At 46.2% G+C, this 23,524-nt stretch carries 12 protein-coding genes; 2 read left to right on the top strand and 10 right to left on the bottom strand.

Translation table 11 applies throughout. The annotated features are described in order from the left end of the window. Positions 1-10: 10 nt before the first annotated feature. The 7 genes from C825_RS01690 to C825_RS01660 form a co-directional block, all read right to left on the bottom strand. Positions 11-2,089, bottom strand: coding sequence for a Sip1-related alpha-galactosidase (locus C825_RS01690; protein ID WP_010801150.1), 2,079 nt, complete (start codon positions 2,087-2,089; stop codon positions 11-13). Then, positions 2,086-3,483 (bottom strand): alpha-L-fucosidase, encoded by a 1,398-nt coding sequence (locus C825_RS01685; RefSeq protein WP_010801149.1) that lies wholly within the window; start codon positions 3,481-3,483, stop codon positions 2,086-2,088. The genes C825_RS01690 and C825_RS01685 overlap by 4 nt, the downstream gene beginning before the upstream one ends. A gap of 11 nt (positions 3,484-3,494) precedes the next feature. Continuing rightward, a complete protein-coding gene (locus C825_RS01680) occupies positions 3,495-4,949 on the bottom strand; it encodes a sulfatase family protein (protein WP_010801148.1) in 1,455 nt (484 codons plus the stop codon). A 179-nt stretch (positions 4,950-5,128) separates the two neighbouring features. After that, on the bottom strand, positions 5,129-7,036 hold the full coding sequence (locus C825_RS01675) for a RagB/SusD family nutrient uptake outer membrane protein (RefSeq protein WP_009860428.1): 1,908 nt from the start codon (positions 7,034-7,036) through the stop codon (positions 5,129-5,131). 287 nt (positions 7,037-7,323) lie between these two features. Beyond that, complete coding sequence (locus tag C825_RS01670) at positions 7,324-7,632, bottom strand: hypothetical protein (RefSeq protein ID WP_007657317.1); 309 nt, start codon at positions 7,630-7,632, stop codon at positions 7,324-7,326. Beyond that, positions 7,629-8,582, bottom strand: coding sequence for an IS110 family RNA-guided transposase (locus C825_RS01665; RefSeq protein WP_010800681.1), 954 nt, complete (start codon positions 8,580-8,582; stop codon positions 7,629-7,631). The genes C825_RS01670 and C825_RS01665 overlap by 4 nt, the downstream gene beginning before the upstream one ends. Before the next feature lie 106 nt (positions 8,583-8,688). Continuing rightward, on the bottom strand, positions 8,689-11,925 hold the full coding sequence (locus C825_RS01660; protein ID WP_010801147.1) for a SusC/RagA family TonB-linked outer membrane protein: 3,237 nt from the start codon (positions 11,923-11,925) through the stop codon (positions 8,689-8,691). A 295-nt stretch (positions 11,926-12,220) separates the two neighbouring features. On the opposite strand from C825_RS01660, the gene C825_RS01655 reads away from it, so the two are divergent. Both C825_RS01655 and C825_RS01650 read left to right on the top strand, forming a co-directional pair. Further along, entirely contained in the window at positions 12,221-16,252 is a 4,032-nt protein-coding gene (locus C825_RS01655) for a hybrid sensor histidine kinase/response regulator transcription factor (RefSeq protein ID WP_044215117.1), read from the top strand. Positions 16,253-16,544: 292 nt separating this feature from the next. Continuing rightward, the gene (locus C825_RS01650) at positions 16,545-17,093 is read left to right on the top strand and encodes an RNA polymerase sigma-70 factor (RefSeq protein ID WP_009860425.1); all 549 of its coding nucleotides are present in this window, start codon (positions 16,545-16,547) and stop codon (positions 17,091-17,093) included. Positions 17,094-17,157: 64 nt separating this feature from the next. On the opposite strand, the gene C825_RS01645 is transcribed toward C825_RS01650, so the two are convergent. The 3 genes from C825_RS01645 to C825_RS01635 are packed head-to-tail and all read right to left on the bottom strand — an operon-like array spanning position 17,158 to position 23,367. Then, entirely contained in the window at positions 17,158-19,185 is a 2,028-nt protein-coding gene (locus C825_RS01645) for a beta-L-arabinofuranosidase domain-containing protein (RefSeq protein WP_010801145.1), read from the bottom strand. Positions 19,186-19,199: 14 nt separating this feature from the next. Further along, on the bottom strand, positions 19,200-22,481 hold the full coding sequence (locus C825_RS01640; RefSeq protein WP_010801144.1) for a glycosyl hydrolase: 3,282 nt from the start codon (positions 22,479-22,481) through the stop codon (positions 19,200-19,202). A 37-nt stretch (positions 22,482-22,518) separates the two neighbouring features. Beyond that, positions 22,519-23,367, bottom strand: coding sequence for an SGNH/GDSL hydrolase family protein (locus C825_RS01635; protein WP_009860422.1), 849 nt, complete (start codon positions 23,365-23,367; stop codon positions 22,519-22,521). Between the last annotated feature and the right edge of the window lie 157 nt (positions 23,368-23,524).

The following is a 23,524-nucleotide window of genomic DNA, read 5'->3' as shown; positions in this document are numbered from 1 at the left end:
CGTTTTTAGTTCATTTGTTAATTGTTATAGTGCCCGGAGTTGTTACCGGAATGCTGCGTAATTCCTTTTTGTTCCCTGATTCTACCCATACACGGACAGTTCCGGAGCAGAGGACATCGAGGGTGAGTTGTTTCCGGTTGCAGGAGATGATCCTGACGGTTGCCGGCGACAGAAATTTCTCCTGTACTCCGATAACCGCCCAGCCATTGTTTACCGGACAGAGATGATATAACCGGTCGGTGAAACCTTCCAGTTCTGTCTGTTGATCCGTATCCAGTTCGCTGGCCGTCTGTCCGGTCCAGTCGTAAAGGATGATCCGTTTGTTCTGAGGAACGGGTTTTCCTGTCATGGTTTCACGCAACAGGTAATCGGACCGGCTGATCGTAGCCTGTACCTTGCGGTATCGAGGCGATGTGTTGAGGTTATAGCAGATCAGTGAAACGGCCTCGTCTCCGGTCGGAGCAAATACACGGTATGCCTTTCCACCCTGTAAAGGATTGGTGATGATCGATTCGGGTGTCGGGATAGCCGGGGCTTCGGGACGGAATAACTTTCCTTCCTCGTCGATCAAAGGAAGAATGTTTTCCCGGGTGAAATCGACGGGAGAGTCCGACAGGTAGACCGGACCACCGGATAAGGCTTTCGAGCGGGCCATCAGGCTGCCGCAAACCGTATCGCAGGAATGGAACATATCATGGTCGGGCCAGACTGTCTGTCCTTGCAGTAACGTATTGGTATACGACTGGAACAGATGCGATTTGGCCATATCTTCATCATATTTCTTATAGTCGATGCTGACACGGGTCACACCGCTGTATTGTGTATGGTCTATGTTCAGGATATTCTGTGCCATGCAGTTCATCAGTCCGACCTGCTGGTTATGGGTTTGCTCTTCCAATGCCAGGTTACATGCTTTAGACTGCCGTACGACCTCCTTGTTTCCCATATAAAGAGGCAACAGGAAAGACTGGTTGTCTATCTTGAGGAAATCGAAACCATATCCTTTCAATGTCCGGATATAATAGTGATAGAACGTGTCGATATTCTCCCTGCTTTGTCCGGGTAACAGGCTGCCGTTGTAGGGGTAAAGCGATTGCTTCACCTTTTCCGGGAAATCGTTTTCCGGAGATATCCCCATCCAATACCCGCAGAAGTTATACCATAACCCCATCCATTTCACTTTATCTTCTTTCTTCCGGGAGATGATGTTCTTCCATCCGTTGGGAAACCGTTCTTTATCCGGGACGAAGCTGGTAAGCTGGCGGTTCTTATTCGCCAGATGGCCGTCGTCTATCAGGACGTAACGGATGGGGAGGCCGGAAGCCTCGATGCCGTCCAGGTCGTTCAGTATCTTTGTTTCGTCGATATCGTAATGATAATGTTCCCAGGAACACCAACCCAGGTATTTAAAGGCTTCGAAATAATCTTTATCCGTCCTCTTCTGCAATGCCGAAATCTCCCGGTTGCCGGTTAAAGCGATATATGCTTTATGAATGGCTTCATAGGCCGTTTTCCCTTTTTTCATTAACAGGACGGGAGCTTGCGGAGCGAGATTGTCTGTTCCCAAAGTAGAGAGGAAGACTGTTAACGAACCATCCCTGTTCACCCGGAACCAGCTGATACTATTCTCTCCGGCAACAGCTTTGGCAAACATATATTGTCCGTCAACCAGTTCCAGCAATAAGGCATCCCCCAGCAGGGAAGGCGCCCCGTTAGACGGGATACCCGGATAATCTTCCTTCGCCAGATCGTCGAGCCGGGTAAATACCCAGGTCAGCAACCGGTTGGTATTATTGGGCCACTGATAATCGCCGGAGCGGGAGTCGCGACTAAAGAATATGCCTTGTTTATAGGAGGGTATATTCGTTTTATAAGAGACTGTTTGTTGCTCTCCCGGTATGTTCTTTTCATAATAGACAGGTGTCTGTTGCTTCTTCAGATCGATAGCCTGCTCCATCCGGAAAGCATCGACATCGTTGAACATCTTTCCCCGTTCATAGACAAAGGTTGTTTGTCCGGAGAGGGAAGGGCTGAGCCAGGCCGCACTGCTCAGGATCAATGTCAGCAAATATGTCTTGTTTCTTGTCATTTATTTACTTCTTGAACGTTGAAAACACTGAAGTTACGTATATCCGGTTGTGCTACCGATTGAGAGATTGTCAGGCGCAAAGCGGAAGCCTCTACTGCCGGGAACTGTTCTATACGCTTGTGCCCTACCGATTCGCCTTCGCAAATGGTTTGCCATTTACCGTTTACCCTGGCTTCTACTTTATATTGACGGATACGCTCACCGTTCCGGATGTTTTCCTGGATAATGCAATGATTGACCGGTTGCGCCTTATCCAGTTTCAGTGTCAGGCTTTTCTTTTGTCCGGAGGTAGAGGTAATCGGAGAGGAGAAGCGGCGGTTTATCTCGTCGCCCCATTCTTTCAGTCGTTGTACGTCGCCGGATGGGATCAGGCCTGTTGTATCGGGTGTCAGACCGACAATCAGTGTTGCATTCCTTCCGACCGATTTATAATACATATTCATTAAAGATTCAACCGGGTAAACCGTATTCTCGTCATCCGGCTCCCAGAACCATTCATGCCGTCCGTTCATGCCTCGCAAGGGAGTGTCTGCCATAGCAGGAACCCAGTATTTTCCATCCTTGTCGCCCTGTTTCAACAGATCGTTATGGTTTCGGCTCCCTTCCGTATTATTACTGTGTGAGTAAGGGTAGGGGAAAGAAGACCAGCAGGGATAACCGACCGTCCCTGTCTCGGAACCGCCCCAGCGGAAGTCCGCCCGGTCTACGTTATGATAGAAAAGGCATTCCGGCTGGTACTTGCTGACGATGGGCAATACGTCCGGTCCGTCGCCTTTCGGATCGTCTGCGCCACCGTCAAACCAGATCATAAACAAATCACCGTAGCGGCTGCAAAGTTCTTCAACCATGCGTTCGCAGAAATGCTTATACCATTGTTGACGGTTAGCGGCAAACTCTCCTTCTCCCTGTACCTTGAAATTATGAACGCCAAAAAGTGAGTTCCACCGGATACCGACATAGATCCCCGGCATTATATCGTATTTTCTACATGAATTGACAAAGTCGCGGATGATATCCCCCTTCCCGTCGCGCCATTTTACCGCTTTCAGGCAATAAGGATTGACATCGCTCTGGTAAATGGCAAAGCCTGTCTCGTGGGTGGCCGTCAGGACGGCAAACTTGGCCCCCGCTGCTTTTGCCGCCTGTACCCACTGGTCCGTATTTAGTTGGGTAGGGTTGAAGATATTGTAATCTTCTATCGGCTGGACGCGGTTGTTGCCCTGACCGTATTTGATGCCATCGAAGACATGGAGATCATAATGGAAGACGACGCCCATTTCCGACTCGTGCCATTTCAACTGGTGAGGGGCCGGACGGGGGATATCCGCCTCTTGTCCCGTTGCCGGGAAAATACTTGCTATCAGTAAGATTGCCAGATAAAGATGTGTTTTCATGTGTATATAATTTACAGACAGTTCATAAATGGATCGTTGGTCTTCTTCAGCCAGTCTTTCAACTGGTTTGAAAACTGTTTAATCAGTGTCGGCTGATCGGGGGCTATGTTGTTTAGCTGGAATGGATCCTGTTCGCGGTCGAATAATATCCATTCGTCAGTCCGGCCGTTTGTGGCGTGTACTGCAAATGTATATTTTTTCGTCCGTAATCCCCTGTATCCGGTTGTTAAATTTTCAGGGAGAAGATAATAATAGGGCTGTACGATCTCCTGTGTATTCTCCGGTGAGAGGATAGAAGCGGACAGGTCGAAAGTCTGGATCTCTGCCGGTATCCGGTCTTTGAATCCCATTAATGACAAGAGGGAAGGATACAGGTCGGCGAAAGCGATCATCAGGGTAGAATCCCGGCGCGGCGTGATCTTTTCCGGCCAGCTAATCATCATCGGGATGCGCATGGCTTCTTCGTAATAAATATTTTTACCGATATGCTCGTGCATCCCCATGCTGTCGCCATGATCGGAAGTAAACACCACAATTGTATTGTCGAACAATCCCTGTTCTTTCAACTGGCGGATGATACGGCCGACCTGTTCGTCGACACCTGTCATACAGGCATAATAATCCAATACACTCTTGCGGTAGAAGTCTCCCATTTTTGTCCCTTTGGGGGCGATGATGGGGGAGTTGCATACTGTTTCGACATCTACGTTGCGGTAGATATCTTTGTATTTGTCGGGAACCAGCTCATATCCGGTATGAGGCGGGTTCATGGATACGACCAGGGCAAAAGGTTTGCCTGCGTCGCGTAATTTATTATCTCGATTGGCGATGTAGTCGATGGCCCGGTCGGCTTCATATTCCGGTCCCCATTGGTCGACGAAATAAAATTCGTCGCGCGAAGCATCCGTATCCCAGTACATGGGTTTCAGATGATAATCGTATGTGCCATAGGCGATCCAGTGGCTGAAACCGTGGCGGCGTTCTTTGGGACACCATTCATTCCAGGCTATTTTTCCTTTGTTGTTATTACAGTCAATATAAGGTTGATAAGGAGCATCGAGATGCCATTTTCCAATGTATCCGAGCTCATATCCCTGGTCTTTCAGCACATCCGACCAGCAACGAGCTTCGGTGGGTAGCTCCACATAGTAAGGAGCCGTGGCTGAATTGCAGTTGCCTGTTACCTTGCTGTTCGTCGGATACATACCCGTCATCAGCATGCCCCGGGCAGGGGAGGAGACGGGATAGCTGCTGATGGCATCTGTAAAATAGACCCCTTCGGCGGCGAGACGGTCGAGGTTGGGTGTTTGTACCGGTTCCAGTCCCAGACAACCCATTGCCTGTCCGCGCCATTGGTCGGCCATGATGAAGACCAGGTTAGGGGAAGAAGCTTTCTCCTTGGCTTGTATATTACCGCCATATAGGCAGGAAGTAATCAAAAGTAAGTATTCCGGTAAGTATTTCATCTCTGCTTTGTAATATTTTGTATGGGACCTTTTATATTTTTGACCCAGGTAGTAAACGTTTTTGACCTAGGTGGAAAATGTTTTTGACCTGGGTGATAAACGTTTTCGACCCAGGTCAAAAATATAGAAGATAGGGACGTTTGGATTAGTAGGTCGTATCTTTCTGCTTACTATGTCCCTTATTTCTGTGCACTTGTTCCCGGTTGTATGTCCCATCCCGGGTTCTGGTAGATGTAAGCAGTGCTTATATCACCTCCCTTTTGGGGTGTACTCAGCCGGATCACATCGTAAGCAATAGGTGCCAGGTAATGAGCCTTCATAAAGGTATATCCCAGATACGCTTTGTTGTTGCGTTGTATCTGGTACGGGCGGAGATACTTGTTGTAACGGCTGGAAACGTTCGGTTCGTCTGTTTCACCTTCCACTTTCAGGTCGTCATACAACTTATAATTTTCATCCCAGAGGTTGAAACCTTCTACCTGGTAGTCTTTCATTCGATCGAGTGCTCTCCAACGGTACAGGTCGTCGAGGCGGAAGCCTTCAGCCAAAAACTCGATACGTCTTTCGCGGCGTATGTTATATAATGTAGCATCTACCAGTTGTTCGCCGGAATAAGTGGCAAAATCGTTTTCTTTCGACAGGTCGGTAGCTGCAATAGTTTTCTGAAAATCTTCATCCACACCGGCACGGTTGCGCAGGGCTTTCCAGTAGGCGGTACTCTTGGCATCCAGATTATGGTCGAGTTCGTAGTTTGCTTCGATATAATTCAGATATGCTTCTGCGGCACGGAAAATTACGCATCCGGTATTGCTCGGCAACGTCGGGCCCATGTTGATATCCTGGTTCAATCCTTTACGAAGGCAATAACCGGTGGTACTCTTGTTTTCCGTAACGATAGTTATGCCCGGGCGGGTGAAGTTGTTGAGGCTGTTGATCGGATCGCCCGGGATACTTATTGATTCGCGGAAACGATTGTCGCGGTCGGTCGCTACATCTTCCAATGTCTTATCGCCTTTATAACCGGAACCGGAGGCATAGATAGGCAGCCCGTTTTTCATCAGAACGCTTTCAACCAGCGTACGGGTAAAACCTGTATTTCCGCAACCGTTGCCGGAGGGATTAACCGTTTGCAGATAAGAAACAACGTAATGGAATACTTTCAGGCTGATGTCGTATCGTCTCCAAAGCAAAACCTCTTTCATATCGGACAGGTCAACACTGTTGAACATGCTTGAATAATCTCCCAGCGGGAAAGCATCGGCAACTTCCTGGGATGCTTTCTTTGCTTCCGAGAGGAAGAAGTTTATTTCCGAATTCAGGTCGATGGTGAAATCTTTCAGATAATCGGCATTGGCACCCGGCCAGCCTGGTCCGCCCGGAACACGGTCGGTTCCTGCATGATATTTCAACCAGGTTCCTTCGTACAAAGCGACTCTCGATTTGAGCAGAAGGGCTACATATTTGGTCAAACGGTTGGATTCGGGAGCTGTTTCTTTCATCATCTCTGTGGCTTTATCCAGGTCGGCCAGGATGAAACGTGCCACTTCGTTTTGCGGGCGGCGTTGGTTGGCTTCGGCAAGTTCGACATAGTCGTCCGACAGGATTTTATCTACGATCGGGAAGTCTCCGTACTTTTTCATGAATGTGAAGTACTGGAAAGCGCGGAAGAAATACATTTCGCCGATATAATGGCGGATGTTGGCATCTAAACCGCTGATCTTACCTTCTTCATATTTGGGCAGTACGGTTTCGAGGAAATAGTTACAATCTCGTATCTTCTTGAAATCCCATTCTCCGCTGGTCGGTACGCGACGTTCGCCGGGAACGAAGTTATCATCTTCTTTTGCAGCGCATTGGTTGTCGCTGTTATTGTCTGTTTTGAAGACGCCGATGCTGTATTCACCCGGTTTGTGTGCCGGAAGTGCGTCGTATTGGGCAGCTCCGAAACTGGCTAACTCGGTTTCCGTGTTCAGATAATGTTCAGAAGTGACGGACGACAGGGGTTCACGGTCGAGGAAATCGTTACACGCAGTGAAACTGAGGGAACCGACTGCCAGCGATAATATAATGATTGATTGCTTTTTCATATGTAAATAAATTGCGCTCCCTATCTCAAGAGAGCCGTTTAAACCATTAATAAATTGATTTTTTTAGAGTTCAGACAAAACAAAAGAGAGCACTTGTATAGATACAAATGCGGTTGGCTATTATCTTTGGGCATTTTATAATTTTACAACAGCTAAGAAAAAAAATTTCATACACGCGTTAAAGGACTCGCAGTCTTGACCGCTTAGCAGTTGAGATCAGTTTCATGAGCGACCTCTTGCTGTTTCTTACGACAACAAGCCAGTAAAAATCGACCTTCTCTATGTTTTTAACCTACTTCTGGGATTGGACCATCATCACGGCTGATTTTAACTTTATAGCCAAGTGCTTCCAGCTCTTTCTTCAAGTAATTTTTCCGTTTCTGCTCCATCCTTTGGTTGAGATATTCCGCACCGAGTTCCTTATACTCACAAGCCTCTTTCAGTACATGCCATACCGATTTCAGGATCGAGTGTCCTACTGCTACTAAAGCCCTCTTTTTCCCTCGACGGGCGGCTAAACGGTGATAACGTGCACTGTAAAAGGTGTTCTTGGTACGGGTGGCTGCCCACGCAGCCTCCGTGATTACGGCTTTCAACTGTTTGTTGCCATGGGTGGTTCTACCACTTTTTTTTTACCTGCGCTCTCGTTATTGCCTGGACAGACACCGGCCCACGAAGCCAGGTGCTTTTCGGTTGGAAAGGCTTCCATATCCACACCTATCTCTGCTATCAGGTCTTCAACCGTTTTCCGGCTAAGTCCGGGGATCTTCTGCAAGAGTTCCATCACATTCTCATAAGGAGATAAAACCTCTTTTATACGGCAGGTAAGGTCAGCTATGATGGCTTTCGTCTGTTCCATATCTTTACGGATGGTCTGCAACATATAGATGTGATGCGGTTCTATAAAGCCTTCACAAGCCTGATAAAGAAGTTCCGGACTGGCTTCAAGTTTTTTATGATAGATGCAAGTTATGTCATCCATTGTTACATGACCCTTATCGATCAACATATCTATCAGCTTGTTCGCCACGACTCCGTCCAGGCTGCACACCACGCTGGAAAGTTTGATGTTACAATCTTCCAGGATACGAACAATACGGTTTTTCTCAGAAGATACATGCTGGATCAACTTGTTACGGTAACGGGTTAAATCACGAAGCTCACGTTGTTCACGCTCCGGGATATAACTCGGTTTCAACAAACCTGCTAAAAGCAGTTTGCAAATCCAGGCACTATCCTTTTTATCCGTTTTGTGCCCGGGAACATACTTGATGTGCCGTGCGTTCACGATCCAGACTTTCATATCTGGACATTCAAGAATCTTATAAACCGGCTTCCAGTAAACACCGGTACTTTCCATTGCTACATGCGTAATGCCACTGGATAATAACCATTCTTTTAATTCTGTCAAAGAACTACTGAAGGTCTTGTAACTGCGGGTTTCAGTTTTGAGACCTTCGCCACTTATCGTAGCAACTACCATGTCCTTGTGGACATCTATTCCACAACCCCGGAGGATGACTTGTTCAAAAGGTACTGTTTTCATTGCATTCGTTTTTTCGAGTGAATGACACTAAAGTAAACAATACCCCCCTATTTACATTCTCTTGGACGAAATTTATTTCATGGATGTTTCATGATGCTTTAATATTTTAGAATGAAACATTTACTCCGCATGACAGTGTTCTTGAAAGCGGATAGATTTTACCGTTACCCAATGCTCCGCCTACTGCTTCGGGATCGAATACACCGAAGATGGAAGAAATGGTAAACAGGTTGTCGCCGGAGAAGAATAGGCGTGCTTTGCTCAGACCTATCTTCGAAGTGAGCTGGTTAGGCAACGTGTAACCGATTTGCAGGTTTTTCAGGCGCAAATAAGCGGCATTTTGCAGATAACCGGTTTGTACCTTCTGATTCTTCGTAGCATTGGCATCGAAGTAAGGTCTGGGGAAGTAAGAGTTCAGGTTGGCACCCATATTGTCGCCTTCCGGACGGAAGTAATCGAAATGTTCCTTATATCCGATAGACTGCCAGATACCGCCGCCTACAGCACCCCAGAAGAAGTTACCGTCCAGCCAGATGTCGCGCTTGCAGACTCCCTGGAAGAAAGCGCGGAAGTCGAAACCGTTCCAGTCGGCTCCCAGTGTGATACCTACCTGGTAGCGGGGAGTTTCATTACCGATGATCTTGCGGTCGCCCGGATCGCCGACCGTGTTGGAGCCTGTCGTGATCTTACCATCACCATTGATATCTCTGTACATGATGTCTCCTGCACCCCATTTGCTACCGATCTGTGACTGGTCTGTCGTTGCCAGGTGATCCTGCATTTCTTGGTCTGTCCTGGCAATGCCGATGGTTTCGAATCCCCAGATGTCACCCATGTATCTGCCGTTGTAAGGTACGTATTCCATGTTTCCGTCCGAATTCTTCCGGTCGATGATCTGTGCATCATTCGGGTATTTGGTGATCTTGGTACGGGCATCGGCCAGGGTAAATCCGACGGTATAGCCGACCTTGCCGATCTGGTCGTTCCAGGTTAAAGCCAGTTCCCATCCTTTGCTCTGCATAGCTGCATTGTTGATACGCGGCAGTTTGTCGTTGTCGATACCGATGATCGGTGATTTCTCTTCGGGAGGACCGACCATGTCGTCTGTTTTTCTCATGTACCATTCGAACGAACCTGTCAGGCGGTTGTTTAGGGCACCGAAGTCGAAACCGATATTGGTGGTCGTGATCTTTTCCCATGTCATCAGGTCGCTGACCATCAATGGGGCAGTAGCCGTAGTCGGTTGCTGTCCGCCGATCAGGTATTTTCCGTTTTTCAGTCCCAGCGGCTGTGCCGGATAGAACGGATAAAATTCCTTCGTGTTCTGGTTGCCCAGCTTACCCCATGAGAAACGGGGCTTCAAAGTGCCTACATATTCCGAAAGATCTTCCCAGAATGCTTCACGTGCGATGTTGTATCCCAACGAGAAAGAAGGGAATACATTCCAGCGTTTATCACGCAGGAAGCGTGAAGAACCGTCGTAGCGGATATTGATCTCAGCCAGGTAACGACCGTCGTAGTCGTAGTTCAAACGTCCGAAGAAGCCGGCAGTTGCCCATTCCTTCTTGTTTGCAGAAGTATAATCTTTACCCATGCTGGTGTCGATACTCGGTACTTCGTCGCTGATCACATCGTCACGTTTAGCATACACATAGTTCTGCTTGTAGAGTTCGGTGTTGAAACCGACCATTACTTTGAAGTTATTCTTATTGAACGACTTGAAGTAATCGGTATACAAGCTGGTTGTCAATAAGTTATTGTCCTGTGCGGAAGACCATGCATAGGTTGCTCCCGGACCATAACTCCCGGCAAATGCCATAGGCACCGGTTCATTCTTTGAGTTCCATTCATACACTTTAGCCAGGTTTTCGTCTTTGTTTATATGTTCTGCCTTCAGGCTAACGTCTCCGCGGATATTCCAGTCTTTCAGCGGAGTGATAGTTACGTTGGCCTGTGTATAGATAATGTCTTTCCGGCGTTTATAACGTCCGCCGTCTTTGATCTGGATGATCTTGGAGTTACGCATGTAGTGGCCGTTTGGGTCCTGGAAAGGCATGGTCGGCCAGGTACGTGAGATGTCGTGGTAATATAAACCGACCTGGATACCGTTTGCCGTATTGTCCGGATCGTCATTTGCATAAGTCGGACGATCGAGTTCTTCACGGATGAAGCGGGTACTTAAACCAATCTGCAACCAGTCGTTTACTTTCGAGTTGATCTTAGCCGAGGCATTCATACGTTTGAAGTCATCATCGCCGTAACGCATGTTACCGCCCTGGTCCATAAAGGCACCCGACATGAAATAAGTCAGCTTTTCTGTACCGCCGCTTACATTAACATTATGTTCATGGCTGAAAGCTGTTTTGAAATGATTGCGGGTCCAGTTCTGGTTGTCATTGGCCAGTTGGTGGAACTGGTACATTCCGTTGGCACTGTTCGGTATGGTTGATGTCGTTAATTCTCCTTTCTGATAAGCGATAATGCGACCGATAGTTTCATCGTTGAATGATGCACTTTGTCCGCTGTTCAGGGCAGCTGCATTGAAGTACTTGGCAAACGTGTATGAGTCCATCATATCCGGCAAGTTGGTGGCGGTAGACCAGCGCAGGCTGTTATTATAGGTAACCTGCGTCTTTCCGCTCTTTCCGCTTTTGGTAGTAATCAGGATCACACCGAACGGGGCACGCGAACCGTAAATACTGGATGCGGCAGCATCTTTCAATACGGAGATGTTCTCGATATCATCCGGGTTCAATGCGTTCATATCTCCTTCGATGCCGTCGATAAGGATCAGCGGGGCATCGTTAGAACCTTCACCGATTGTACCTGTACCGCGGATATTTACTTTCAAAGCGTTACCCAGGGCGCCTCCCTGGTTGTTGAGTGAAAGGTTCAGACCGGGAACAACACCTTGCAGGGCTTGTCCTACCTGAGCTACCGGGCGTGATTCGAGTGCTTTGGTGTCGACGGTGGAAACGGCTCCTGTCAGGTTTACTTTCTTTTGTGTACCGAAGCCGACAACGACTACTTCGTCGAGTGCCTGTGTATCTTCACCCAACTGGATGGTGTACACCTTCTGTACTCCGTCAACTTTGATGGTTTGTGGCTGGTAACCGATATAGGAAATATGTAGTATATCTCCTTTTGATACATCCAGGGAAAACTTACCGTCCATATCGGTGACAGTTCCGTTGGTGGTTCCTTGTACCAGAATGGTTGCTCCGATAACCGGATCACCCAGACCCTTGTCTGTAACAGTACCAGTAATGGTTAACTGCTGTGCATATATATAGGATATACTGGCCATCAGCAGTGCAATTAATAATGTGACTCTCTTCTTCATCCTCTTTTAGTTTTAAGGTTGTGAATACTAAATTTTAAATAATCTTTGTAAGCAAAAGTATCGGGTATGCCTGAATGGACTGGCAAGTGTTTTAGTCATTAACAATGGGTATTTTCTTTATTTCGCTTATTGATATTCAGTATACTTTGTATTTTATTCACGGATAGTGGGTATTTTGTTCATTCGTGCTATGCGGGTGGTTTTTCTTTTGTTTAATTGTCCTTACTCTCCTTCTTTTTTTGTTTCTTTGTATATGAACCTGATGTTAACCTCAGGGAGGTACGTGAATGTGGAAATGAGGAAATTTATTATAGTTATATCGTTTGTTATCTTTTATAGCTTTACAGGCTATGCTTTTTTTGAAAAGGATATCCGGGTACTTACTATGCAGAATGGATTGGCCGATAATACGGTTTCCTGCATCCATAAGGACCGGGATGGTTTCATGTGGTTCGGTACTGATAACGGACTGAGTCGGTATGACGGAAAAAACATTAAGAACTTCGGTTCGGATAGCCTTTATATGAAGGTGTTTCATATCAGCGAGACGGAGAACGGCTTGCTTTGGCTGATAGCCAACGGACAACTGTTTTGTTTCGACCGCCGGATGGAGCATTTCATACCGGTGAGGATCAGTGAAAAATATACCGGAGTTCAGGACATACTCATGCAAAACGATACTTCTTTCTGGTCTATATCGCCTGATGTTCTTTCCCTTGTCCTGATCGATTACAAAAAAAATAAAGATGGAAATATAGCAGAGGTTGACCTGAGGGTAGAAATGGAGTTTACCGGTTTAGGAGGAAACGATACCGATTATATGGCTTTTTGCCAGTCGCCGGAAGGCTTGATCTATATCGGGACGAATTGGGGAAATATCATTACATTCGATCCGGAGACATTCCAGGTAATAAGTAAAGGTGAGTTGCCGAAGGTTAGTAAAATGCATGTACATAGACTTTTATATTCCGAAGGATATGTGTGGATCGCCACTTGGGCGAACGGGGCGATCCGCTATAATCCGGAATCGGGAACTTATACGCAATATACTTATAATCCGGAGGACAAAGTAAGAACATTATCCCATTGGGATGTTTACCAGATGGTATCGATCAGCAACAGCCGTTACCTGGCAGCCACCTGGAATGGATATACGATCATGGTACCTGACAAAGATGATTCTACCCGTTTTACGACAGAAGTATATAATAATACAGCATCGCAGTTACATCGCAATCTGGAGACTCGTATGATCTCTGCTTATTATGATCCTGAAGGAATTATTTGGGTGGGAACACAGGGAGGAGGAGTTTATGCTTCTGATTTGCGTAAGCAGTTTTATCAGCGTTTTCATCAGGAGACGCATAATGAAATATGCGGAATGGCAACCGATAAAAAGCAATATATCTGGCTGGCAACTTTCCACAAAGGAATCCTTAGAAGTACGAAACCGTTTGACCCGCAAAGCCGTCTGTCTTTTGAACCGGTGTCGTCCGGTAGCGGAAATACGGTCTTGTGTGTTACCACTGATAAACGGGGTGATTTGTGGTTTGGTAATAACAGGTCTGAACTGATTCACTATCATTCGGATACCGGTAAGCTGAGTATTTTTCCTATTCGTGTATCCGATAATCCTCAATGGACGGGTTGGATCTGGACTTTATTGTTTGACAGCCAGGAGCGTTTATGGTTAGGGACATCAAACGGTTTGTTACTTTTCGATCCTGTTACGGGATTGTTTACGCATTATTCTACCGGTTCCGGTGCTATACGGGCAATGACAGAGATATCTGGAGAATGTCTGTGGTTAGGAACTATATACGGACTTAAAAAGTTTAGCTTCACAGATGGTACTATCCGTTCGGGATTTGAAAAGCAAACTAATATCCCGGCCAAGGAGATTCGTTCCCTCTTTTCTTCCTCTGACGGAAAGTTGTATATCGGTTTTACAGACGGGTTTGGTATAATGGATTTGTCTTCTGATACGATCGAGAGTTTTTATACAACCCATGATGGGCTGAGTAGCAACTTTATCGGTTGTATCAGTGAGGATTCGAAAGGACATCTTTGGCTGGGTTCCAACTCCAGCATTTCGCGTTACAGCAAGCATCAGAAACTCTTTTATAACTATTATATATCAGGTAATAACCGTTCGGTAATGCATTATAAGAATTTCTTGTTCTGGGGAAATAACAAGAATATGACCTATTTCCTTCCGGACGAAGCCATGAATGACCATCCAGTCTCTGACAAAGTGGTAATAACCCAATTGGAAGTCGATAACAAATCCGTCGAGATCGGACAAAAGGTGAACGATCAGGTCATTCTGGAGAAAGGTATTCCCTATACCAATGAGTTTACACTGACTGCTGCCAATAATAACTTTTCACTGATGTTCAGTAATCTGACTTATTCGGACGAGTTACAGAAGTACAGCTATCGGTTAACGCCGGCTCAGTCGGACTGGCTGATTGCTGCCGATGGGGAAAGGGTTTCCTATGCCAATTTACCCCCGGGAGAATATCTTTTTGAAGTAAGTAGTATTATGCCGGACGGTTCCAATGGGAATGCGACTTCGATGGTAATCCACATTTTGCCTTTCTGGTATGAAACAGCCTGGTTCCGTTTCCTGATAGCTACTCTGGCTGCCTTTCTTATTTATTACCTGATACGTCGTGTAAGGAGAGAGCAAGCCCGGCTGAGACAGGAGGAGCGCCTGAAACATGAGTTGTTTGTTTCCAATCTGGAACGCGAGAAAGAGAAGCAGATCAACCGTGAACGCGGAAACTTCTTTACGAACGTATCCCATGAACTTCGTACACCTCTCACACTGATTCTTTCTCCTTTACAGGAGTTGTTGCAGACGGAGCGTCTTTCAGAAACTTTGCATGATAAGTTATCGTTGGTCTATAATAATGCGACCTCATTATCTACCCTGGTGAACCAATTGCTGTACGTCCAGAAAATCGAGGCCGGAATGGTTCAGCTACATTTGTCGAAAGTGGAGATCGTTGCTCTGGTTGAACACGTAATGTCTTCTTTCAGGCATATGGCCGAGATAAAAAGTACTGAGTATGTCCTGAACTCCGGTATCTCGTCGCTTGATTTATGGCTGGATGCTCCGAAAATAGAATCAGCCTTGAAGAACCTTCTTTCGAATGCGCTCAAATATACCCCGAAGGGCGGAAAGATAAGAGTTACGATCACGGAGAAGGAAGTGGACGGGAAAATGTTCTGTTTATTATCCGTTGTAGACAATGGTCCCGGCATCGCTGAAAATTTGCAGGGACGCATCTTTGAATCCTTTATAACGGGCGAAAATGATCCCTCATTTTCTACCAAGGTGGGTATCGGTCTGCGTATCGTTAAAAACACGATGGACCTCCATCATGGGAAAGTCTTGCTGAACAGTGCTCCCGGCAAAGGCTCCGAGTTCATCCTTTACCTTCCGTTGGGGCGCGAGCATTTTAAAGAAGATGTATATCAACTGGTTGAGGATACCCGTGATGAACAGAAGGAGGAAGCATTCACTGCCCCGGAAAAGGTTCGTGAAGAGACATCCCCCGAATCAGGCAAGAAATTGCTGGTCATTGAAGATAACGATGAGATAAGACATTATATCCATACTCTATTCGAGAAGAAATACCGTGTCCTGGAAGCCCGGGACGGTGAAGAGGGCGTGCGGATCGCCCGTGAAGAGATCCCTGACCTGATCATTTCGGATATAATGATGCCGGTCAAAGACGGCTTTACCTGTTGCCAGGAGATCAGGCAGGAGTTGCAGACGGCCCATATCCCGATCATCATGCTGACGGCCAAAGCCGAAGAGGAGGATTTGTTGAAAAGTACCCGGATCGGTGTGGACGATTATATCATGAAGCCTTTCAACCCCGAAGTGCTCAAAGCCAAGGCAGAGAACCTGATCCGCATGCGTGAGCAGCTGAAACGTATCTATACGAAAACCCTGATGTTGAAACATACGGTAGAGAAGCCGGAGGAAGAAGAGCAGGCCGGCCTTTTCATGCAGCAGGTAATCAGTATCGTCGAAGCCAACCTGACGAACCCGGATTTCAGTGCCAAAAGCCTGGCAAGCATATTGAATCTCAGCCAGCCTACCTTATACCGGAAGATGAAGCAGCAAAGTAACCTGTCGATTATCGAAGTGATCCGCAGTATCCGTATCAGCAAGGCAGCTTCCCTGATCATGCAGAAGAAATATTCTGTTCAGGAGGTGGCCGAAATGGTCGGTTATAACGATATAAATACATTCCGCAAGCACTTTACGAATCAGTTTGGTGTATCGCCTTCCCGTTATAATGCTTTATAGTTTCCGTTACCCTTGGGATAGAGCCGGTCACAAGGGAGAGACTGCCGTTAACCCGGTGTATCGTTTCCCTTACCATTGCATTCCCTTTGCATATCACAGCTGTGAAACAAAAGAAATCCATCTGTGAAACAAACGGAATCCAACTGTGATATGAAAGGAATGCAGTTGTGATAAGTAATAGAAAGATTAAAAAAAGAATTATTGCCAATGGATATTGACTATTATGGAATAAATCTTATTTTTGTATGATATTGGAGTAAATGGAGAGAGCCTTCTTTAGATTTCCTAGGAGATGAGTAATATAAGTTTCAGCGATATATATACAAACTACTACAAACGTTCGTTTTTGTTTGTGAAGTCATATGTCAGGGATGATATGGCGGCAGAGGATATTGTATCTGAATCTTTGATTAATTTGTGGGAGACCAGTAAGAAGGAGAAAGTTGAATATCCACTGGCACTGCTTGTCCAGATGTTGAAAAACGGTTCCCTGAACTATTTGAAGCATCAGGACGTGAAACAGGCTGTCTCTGAATCCATCTCTTCTAAAATGGACCGTGACCTGTATTATCGTATTTCGACTTTACAGGCTTGTGACCTGGAAGAAATATTCTCGTCTGAAATAACCCGTATTGTCAATGATACCTTACAGGCTTTGCCCGAACAGACCCGCCGCGTTTTTGAAATGAGCCGTTATGAATGCCGTACGGTCAAGGAAATATCGGAAGAATTGTCTATAAGCCCAAAAGGGGTCGAATACCATATTACCAGATCGTTAAAGGTTTTGAGGGTGGCTTTGAAAGATTATCTGCCTGTTTTCTATCTCTTGTTTCTAAGATAACAGATTGTTGTTATCTGACAGTATATATCCGATAAAACAATCTGTTAACTCAACTATTCCGCTACTATCTTACCAGCGGAAATTCAGAAATCCTGAGAGTCGTACATCCGAAAGGAATGAGTGTGATCTCTTCTACAGGCTGTTTGCTTCTCCCTGTAGAGAAAGGTAACGGACCGGCCATTTCGTTATACAATTGCCAGGAAGTTATTTCTTTCGCTTTTACTTTGATAAGGATGGGGGCATTCTCTACATTCCAGAAATAATTGCCGGCCTGCTTGCTCTTGTCGATCGTTACCTGGAAATTCTCCTGCATATTATCAGGATCGAAAGCAACTATGCCATAATTCCATTTGGTTGGTGAAGTCACTTCATAATAAGACTTTCCGAACTGGGTAATTTCATCTCCCTTAAATTCTTTCTTTTCCCATTTCTCATCCATTTTCAGGGCATATACCAATGGTCCGCGTTCAACGGCAACAGAGTTCTCATACCATTTGCTTGTTGAAACCTCCATGGGCAAATGTAAAAGAACCTGGTCCCCACTTTTCCATGTCCGCCGGATGATAGCCACGCTGTTTCCTTTTACCGTTGATTCCGGGACGCCGTTGACAGTTACGGTTGCTTCCTTGCACCATCCGGGAATACGCAAATGGAGCGGAAATGCTATTTCTTTCGTTTTGTCGAGCAACCGGATTGTCAGTTGGATTTTATCGTCCATCGGGTAACAGGTTTCTTCCGTAATTTTAATTTTACAGCCGTTACCCACTTTGGCCGTTACTTCCGAAGGCGAGTAGGCCAATGCGGCAATACCGTTATCCGGGGTTGCATACCAAAGGCTTTGGGTGAACTTGGGCCATCCCTGGTGCATATTGGAGAAACAGCATGGATATCCGGTCCGTGTCCCGTATATAATATCTGTTTCTGCATGGTTGGCGTCTTCATAGAAATTGTGGGCGTGGCGGGTTATCATGACCTGGTTGGCTTGCTGGAAATATTGTTTGTCCATAAAGTCGTCAGTGACCTGGGTCGGGAGGGCATTGAAGGCGATCCGTTCCAGATGATCCGTAAAAGCCAGGTCCCCTGTTATTTCCATAATCTTTTCCAGTGAATACATTAATTCGACGGCAGAACACAGTTCGGAACCTTGCGTAGGGTTATTACCGTGCAATCCTTCGTCTCCGCCATACATCCCCTGCGGTTGGCCGTTGTATTGCCGGATATCGGCAAATCCTTTCTTTACGGCATCCAGGTATTTTTTGTCAGGATGTTGTTGATAGTAAATGACCGGCTCTTTGATACCTTGGGCCAGATTGACACAATGGATGGTGTTGAAGCGGGTCAGGTCATCCCGGTTGAGGAACATGTCGACGAAGTCATAGCTCTGTTTATGTAATAAATGACCTAAATCGAGCAGGAAGGCATCTCCGGTTATATTGTAAAGCCAGTATACGGCCTGGAGATTGTCGCAGGCACGGTATTCAGCCCAGAAAGTCCAGTTTCCCAACGGGGTGGACGGAAGAGTTTCCAGCTGGTAGCGGAAATACCGGGTCATAAAGTCTGTCACCCGTTTATCTCCGGTTGCCGAATAATATTGCTGCATGATCTTCAACAGAACCATCCGGGGCCACCAGTCGGCAGAGTTGTCCCGTTGAAGTCCGGGTTCCGGTGCATAGTCTTTGGCCGGTCCGAAGAAACCGTCCTCACGCTGGCTCTTCAAAGCCCATTCTATCCAGGGTTGTACCTTTTGTTTCAGTTCTCTATCATCAAGGATATAAGCCAGGGGCAGCAATCCGTCTATCCAGTAAGGACCTCTTTCCCATTGGTCGCCGTCGCCTCCCAGCCATCCGTTACGTGCTCCCATTACTTCCGGATACAGGATATCCATCTGGCTGGATGCCCCTTTTTTCTGCCGTTCAAGCATTTCAAGGAGCCAGCCTTTAGGTTTGATGCTGCCCAAAGGTAGTTCTATATAAGGTTTTCTTACAAGCGGATAGCGGTTATTGGGGTAATCCGGATTATCGGCCTTCCCTGGAAAGGGAAGGCTATTCAATGCTGCTGCAATTAATAAGGATAGAATGATTTTATGTTTCATGACTCATTGTTTGTTTATTTTTCAATTGAAAGGGTTACCGGTCCCATAAGGCCGCTTTCTCTCAAGGGTTCGTTCTTATCCGGCCATCTTAACACCCATGTCTTCCGGTTACTTTCCGGTTGTCCTGCGTCATAGACAAGACGGTTGAACCAGGTACTGGTTACTTTTACCTGAAGTGTGTTTTTTCCGGGACGAACGGCTTTTGTTACATCGGCTTTGTAGGGTGTGGTCCAGACTGTCCGGACAGGTTTGCCGTTGATGATTATTTCCGCAATCATATCCACTCTTCCCAGATCAAGAATAAACCGGTTGCCGGATGTATTATCAATATTGAAGGTCGAAGAATATTCGACTGTTCCGGAAAATGCTTTCGCTTCTGTTGAAGTATCCAGATCTTTCCACGGTTTCAGTTCAGATATCAGAAAAGATGCAGGTGCTCCCCAACCGTCCGGGAATTTGAGTTCCCATGGCTGGCTGAGAGGAATCGTTGTTATGACTTGCTTTTCCACAGCACTTTTTGCAGGTATTTCGGGGTTGTCTTTGCGGAATACGACAAAATAAGATCCGGCCTGGGGTAAACTGATCTTTACAGATGTCCGGTCTCCCTTTTTTTCATATATGGCAGGAATAACATTTCCTGTCAGAGGGTCCCATATCTCGGCATGTCCGCTATTCCGGAAATCCAGCTCTCCCTGAAAACTTTTGTCTTTCGGTACTGTAACAAAATACCAGTCGGCATTCTCTGTCTTCCTGTGCAGCCACAGGGAACCCGAACCTTTTACATCCGGGGCAATATCCAGTTGTTCCAAAGCATCAGCCAAAGTTATACCGGAAATGATACGGCCTTTTCCTATCTGCCGGATACCTGTTTCCGACGTATTTCCCCATATTTTCTTTATGGTCCTGTCGAATCTTTTCTGTGCATCTTTTCCTCCTGAAAGTGTGGCAAGTCCGGATGGTGCTTCTCCGACGACAGTCGCTCCTTCATAAATGAGTTCATATAATTTTTCGACTGTTTCCGGGCGCATGCGCGGTACCTCCGGTAGCCAGAGGAGACGGTAACGTAAACCTTCCGGAGTCACCAGGTCACCGTTGTTTACGGAAAGCCGGTTCAACAGCACATCCGGATTGCAATAGTCATATTTGAATCCTTCCGGGAATGGTGCTTTCTGGTCTGGTTTATGATCGGTCTCGTCTCCCAGATACCAAAGCACATCGGAGACTGGTTTCCCTCTTTCCAACAGATAGTTGCATCGGGCTAAATAAGTCGTAAACTCAGGCATGTATTTCCACCAGGTCTGTCCGCGTAAGAACGGTGTACCGATGCCTGCTCCGGAGAAAGAAGTTCCGGGAGGGGGAAAACCTACTTGCGGATTATGTGTATATGTATGGAATACCAGGTGGGTAACTCCTTCCGTAGAATTGACATTGGCTACTTCTTTCAGCATTTGCCAATGTTCGTCCCAGGTATGGCTAAAGGAAGTGAATGCTTCTGCCGCAACGCGGGGTTTCCCATATATGCGGGCTGCGGAGGCCGCCGGTTTGATCGGTTTGAAATTGATTGAACCTACGAAATTCTCCGTCATAGGTTGCCAGAACTCGCACATAGGTACATCGGCAAATTTGTAATATTCCAGGATATCCGTGGGGAAACCGTCACCGGCACTGGTTTCGTATGTCAGGGAGAGATTATTCTCTTTGGCCAGCCTGGCTATATTCCCATAAAAGTTATTGACAAAAAGAGTATTGAGTACCCTGCGCCAATCGCATAAAAAGCGAAAAGTGGTTTCTTGATCTTCCACTATATAGCCGAAGAGTGCCGGAATCCATTTTTTCAGCGGATAACCTGTGATTTGTTCAAACTCTTTGTCGAGTCCGGCTGTCCAGGTCTGTGTGTAACACTCCCAGCTATCCATTAACAAGCCATTGAGCAACCCTCCGGCCAAAGGACCGTTTTCTCCTGAGAGCCGTCCGATATATCCGGCGAACTGTGCACTGGAACCTTCTACGGAGAGTTTGTTGCATTCCCATCCTGTACCTTCCGGTGGTGCTGGAGAATTACGTCGTCCGGTATTCACATGGCCGATGCGTAAAACAGTCCATTTTCCTTTCGGTGCTTTCCATTTCAGATTGCCTTGTGCATCCATAAAGGTGGTTATATCTTTGATTTGTTTCGTATTCAGGTAGGTTTCCGAGTCATGCTGTTTCAGATCGCCTGTCCGTTCGATGCTTCTTGATACCCATGCGGCCTGTGACTCCCAGCTGTTTTTGCGGGCAGCAGTGAATAAACGTAACGATTTAAGGGCGATATTATGTTGATTAATGAGGGTGATACGATATTTCTTTGCCCCTTTTGTCTCTGCACAGGCTAAAGAGATAGGGTAATTATCTTGTGTATTGCTCTGGGGAAGGTCTGTGTTCAGAACTTCCCGGGTTGTTCCGTCAGGCAAACAGGCCTCCAGCTTCACACGCATATCAGGTTCAAAGCACCACGGGTGGTTCATTTCGTTACTGGAAGGAAGTTCCAGTGTACGGATAATCTCGTTTTCCGGGAATTCGACTTCGATCCAGTACGGGTTCTCGGCAGTAGTTGCGGTGAGCTGTATCGGGTTTTCACTTTTTCCCTGCCATAAATGTTCCCATGCCGCCTCTTTATTGCTTTTGAACGAGACTGGTATCAATGGCTTTCCGTCATCATCCACGGGCGTTGGGAATGCTATTACCATTAAGTCTTCATAATCCCTCCAATCTTCTTCACTGGGCTGGGGGAGAGGTAACTTTTGCATTATCTCATCCGAGTTCCCCTCTATGTCCGTGCGGCTCCAGGCCAGATGGCGCATGGCATTAGACGGTTTTATCCAGGGACCGCCCGCCATTGCCCATCCCGGGCAATTCTGCATGGTGAACCGTAACCCTAAACGCCGGCATTCTTCTGCCGTATGTTTCACCATTCCATCCCATAGCGGACTAAGGCAGGCTATTTGCGGGTCGCCCCCCGGCCAGGGCCCGCCGAACTGTCCGTGAAACAGATGTATCCCGGAGAATCCGGCATCCGCAATCGCTTCCAGGTCAGCAGTAATACCTTTGATGGATACGTTACCCCCGATGTAGTGGAACCAGGTTTCGGGGTAGAAGACTTTGGGCGGATGTGAAAATGTTTTTTTATCTCCTTCATCGAATGGTTGGTTCAATTCACTCAGGGAAGGTGCAACAGGTGCCTGAGCTATCAAATGTCCGAGGGATAGAAGTGAAAAAGCAATATATAATAGATATTGTTTTGAAATTAGTCTGTTCATATTTCAGTAAGATTAATTGCTGTGATACATTTATTTTTTACTTAAAATCAGCAGGATAAGCCAATAACTGATAAACGAGTGCTTTTGCCATCCGGTAATGACCATTTGCATTTGGGTGAAGGCGGTCGGTCTTTTCGTTATGGAAGTAAACAGTATGTGAGTCTGCCATTGGATAAAGTCCGCTAATACTATTTAAGTCTATAACCGGGACGGCCCATATATTGGAGGCTTCCTTTATAATATCGACATAAGTGTCCACATATAATCCTGATTTGTTTGGGAAGGCTTCTTCCGGTTGAATATTATTGTCTCCGAAGTAAGCCTGGGCACGATGGATTGGTGTGAGTAAAATAATTTGTTGAGTAGGGAAGTTTTCTTTCAGGAATGACATTGCCTTATTTATGCGTCCTCTAAAATTGGTATCTTCCGTTTGTTGGATACGCTTAACACGCATTTCCTGTGATGGTCCGGCAACCTCAACACTGGTATTTTCCGTTCGATACCAATCTCCTAAAGGTATACCTTCATTATAATCATTGGTTCCGGCAAAAATGATTATCGCATCAACCTGATCACCTCTTTCTTCTTTCAGTTTTTGTGCTTGTGCCAATATACCTTTCCATTGGTCTCCATTGATGCCATAGACCCAGGCTTCCAAACCTAGCATCTCTTCCAGATACTGCCAGTAATTTTTTGTTGTGCCGACATGGCTTTTATCGGTAATGGAATCACCCAGGAAAGCTACCTTTTTCCCTTTCCATTGGCTTTTTCCGATTTCTGTTGCTACAGGTTCTTTTTGAAAAGAATGCAGAGCAGCGATACAAGGACATACATCGGCTGATAAAATCAAGCCGGAAAGTAGAATTGCAGAATATTTCGTGTTCATGGTACAAATTAATCTATTATTTTTCAAAGCATTAGTCTAATCGAATGAGGCTTGAAAGTTATTAAGAAATGTTGAAATAGCAAAAGGCATGGAGAAATATTATCTGTATAATTTATGAGAGCATTTTTGATGATATGCCCTCATAAATTATAAACTC

Source organism: Parabacteroides sp. ASF519, assembly GCF_000364265.2.
Lineage (GTDB): Bacteria > Bacteroidota > Bacteroidia > Bacteroidales > Tannerellaceae > Parabacteroides > Parabacteroides goldsteinii.
Note: the sequence above shows the minus strand (reverse complement) of the source record. Positions and strands in the feature narration are given on the sequence as shown.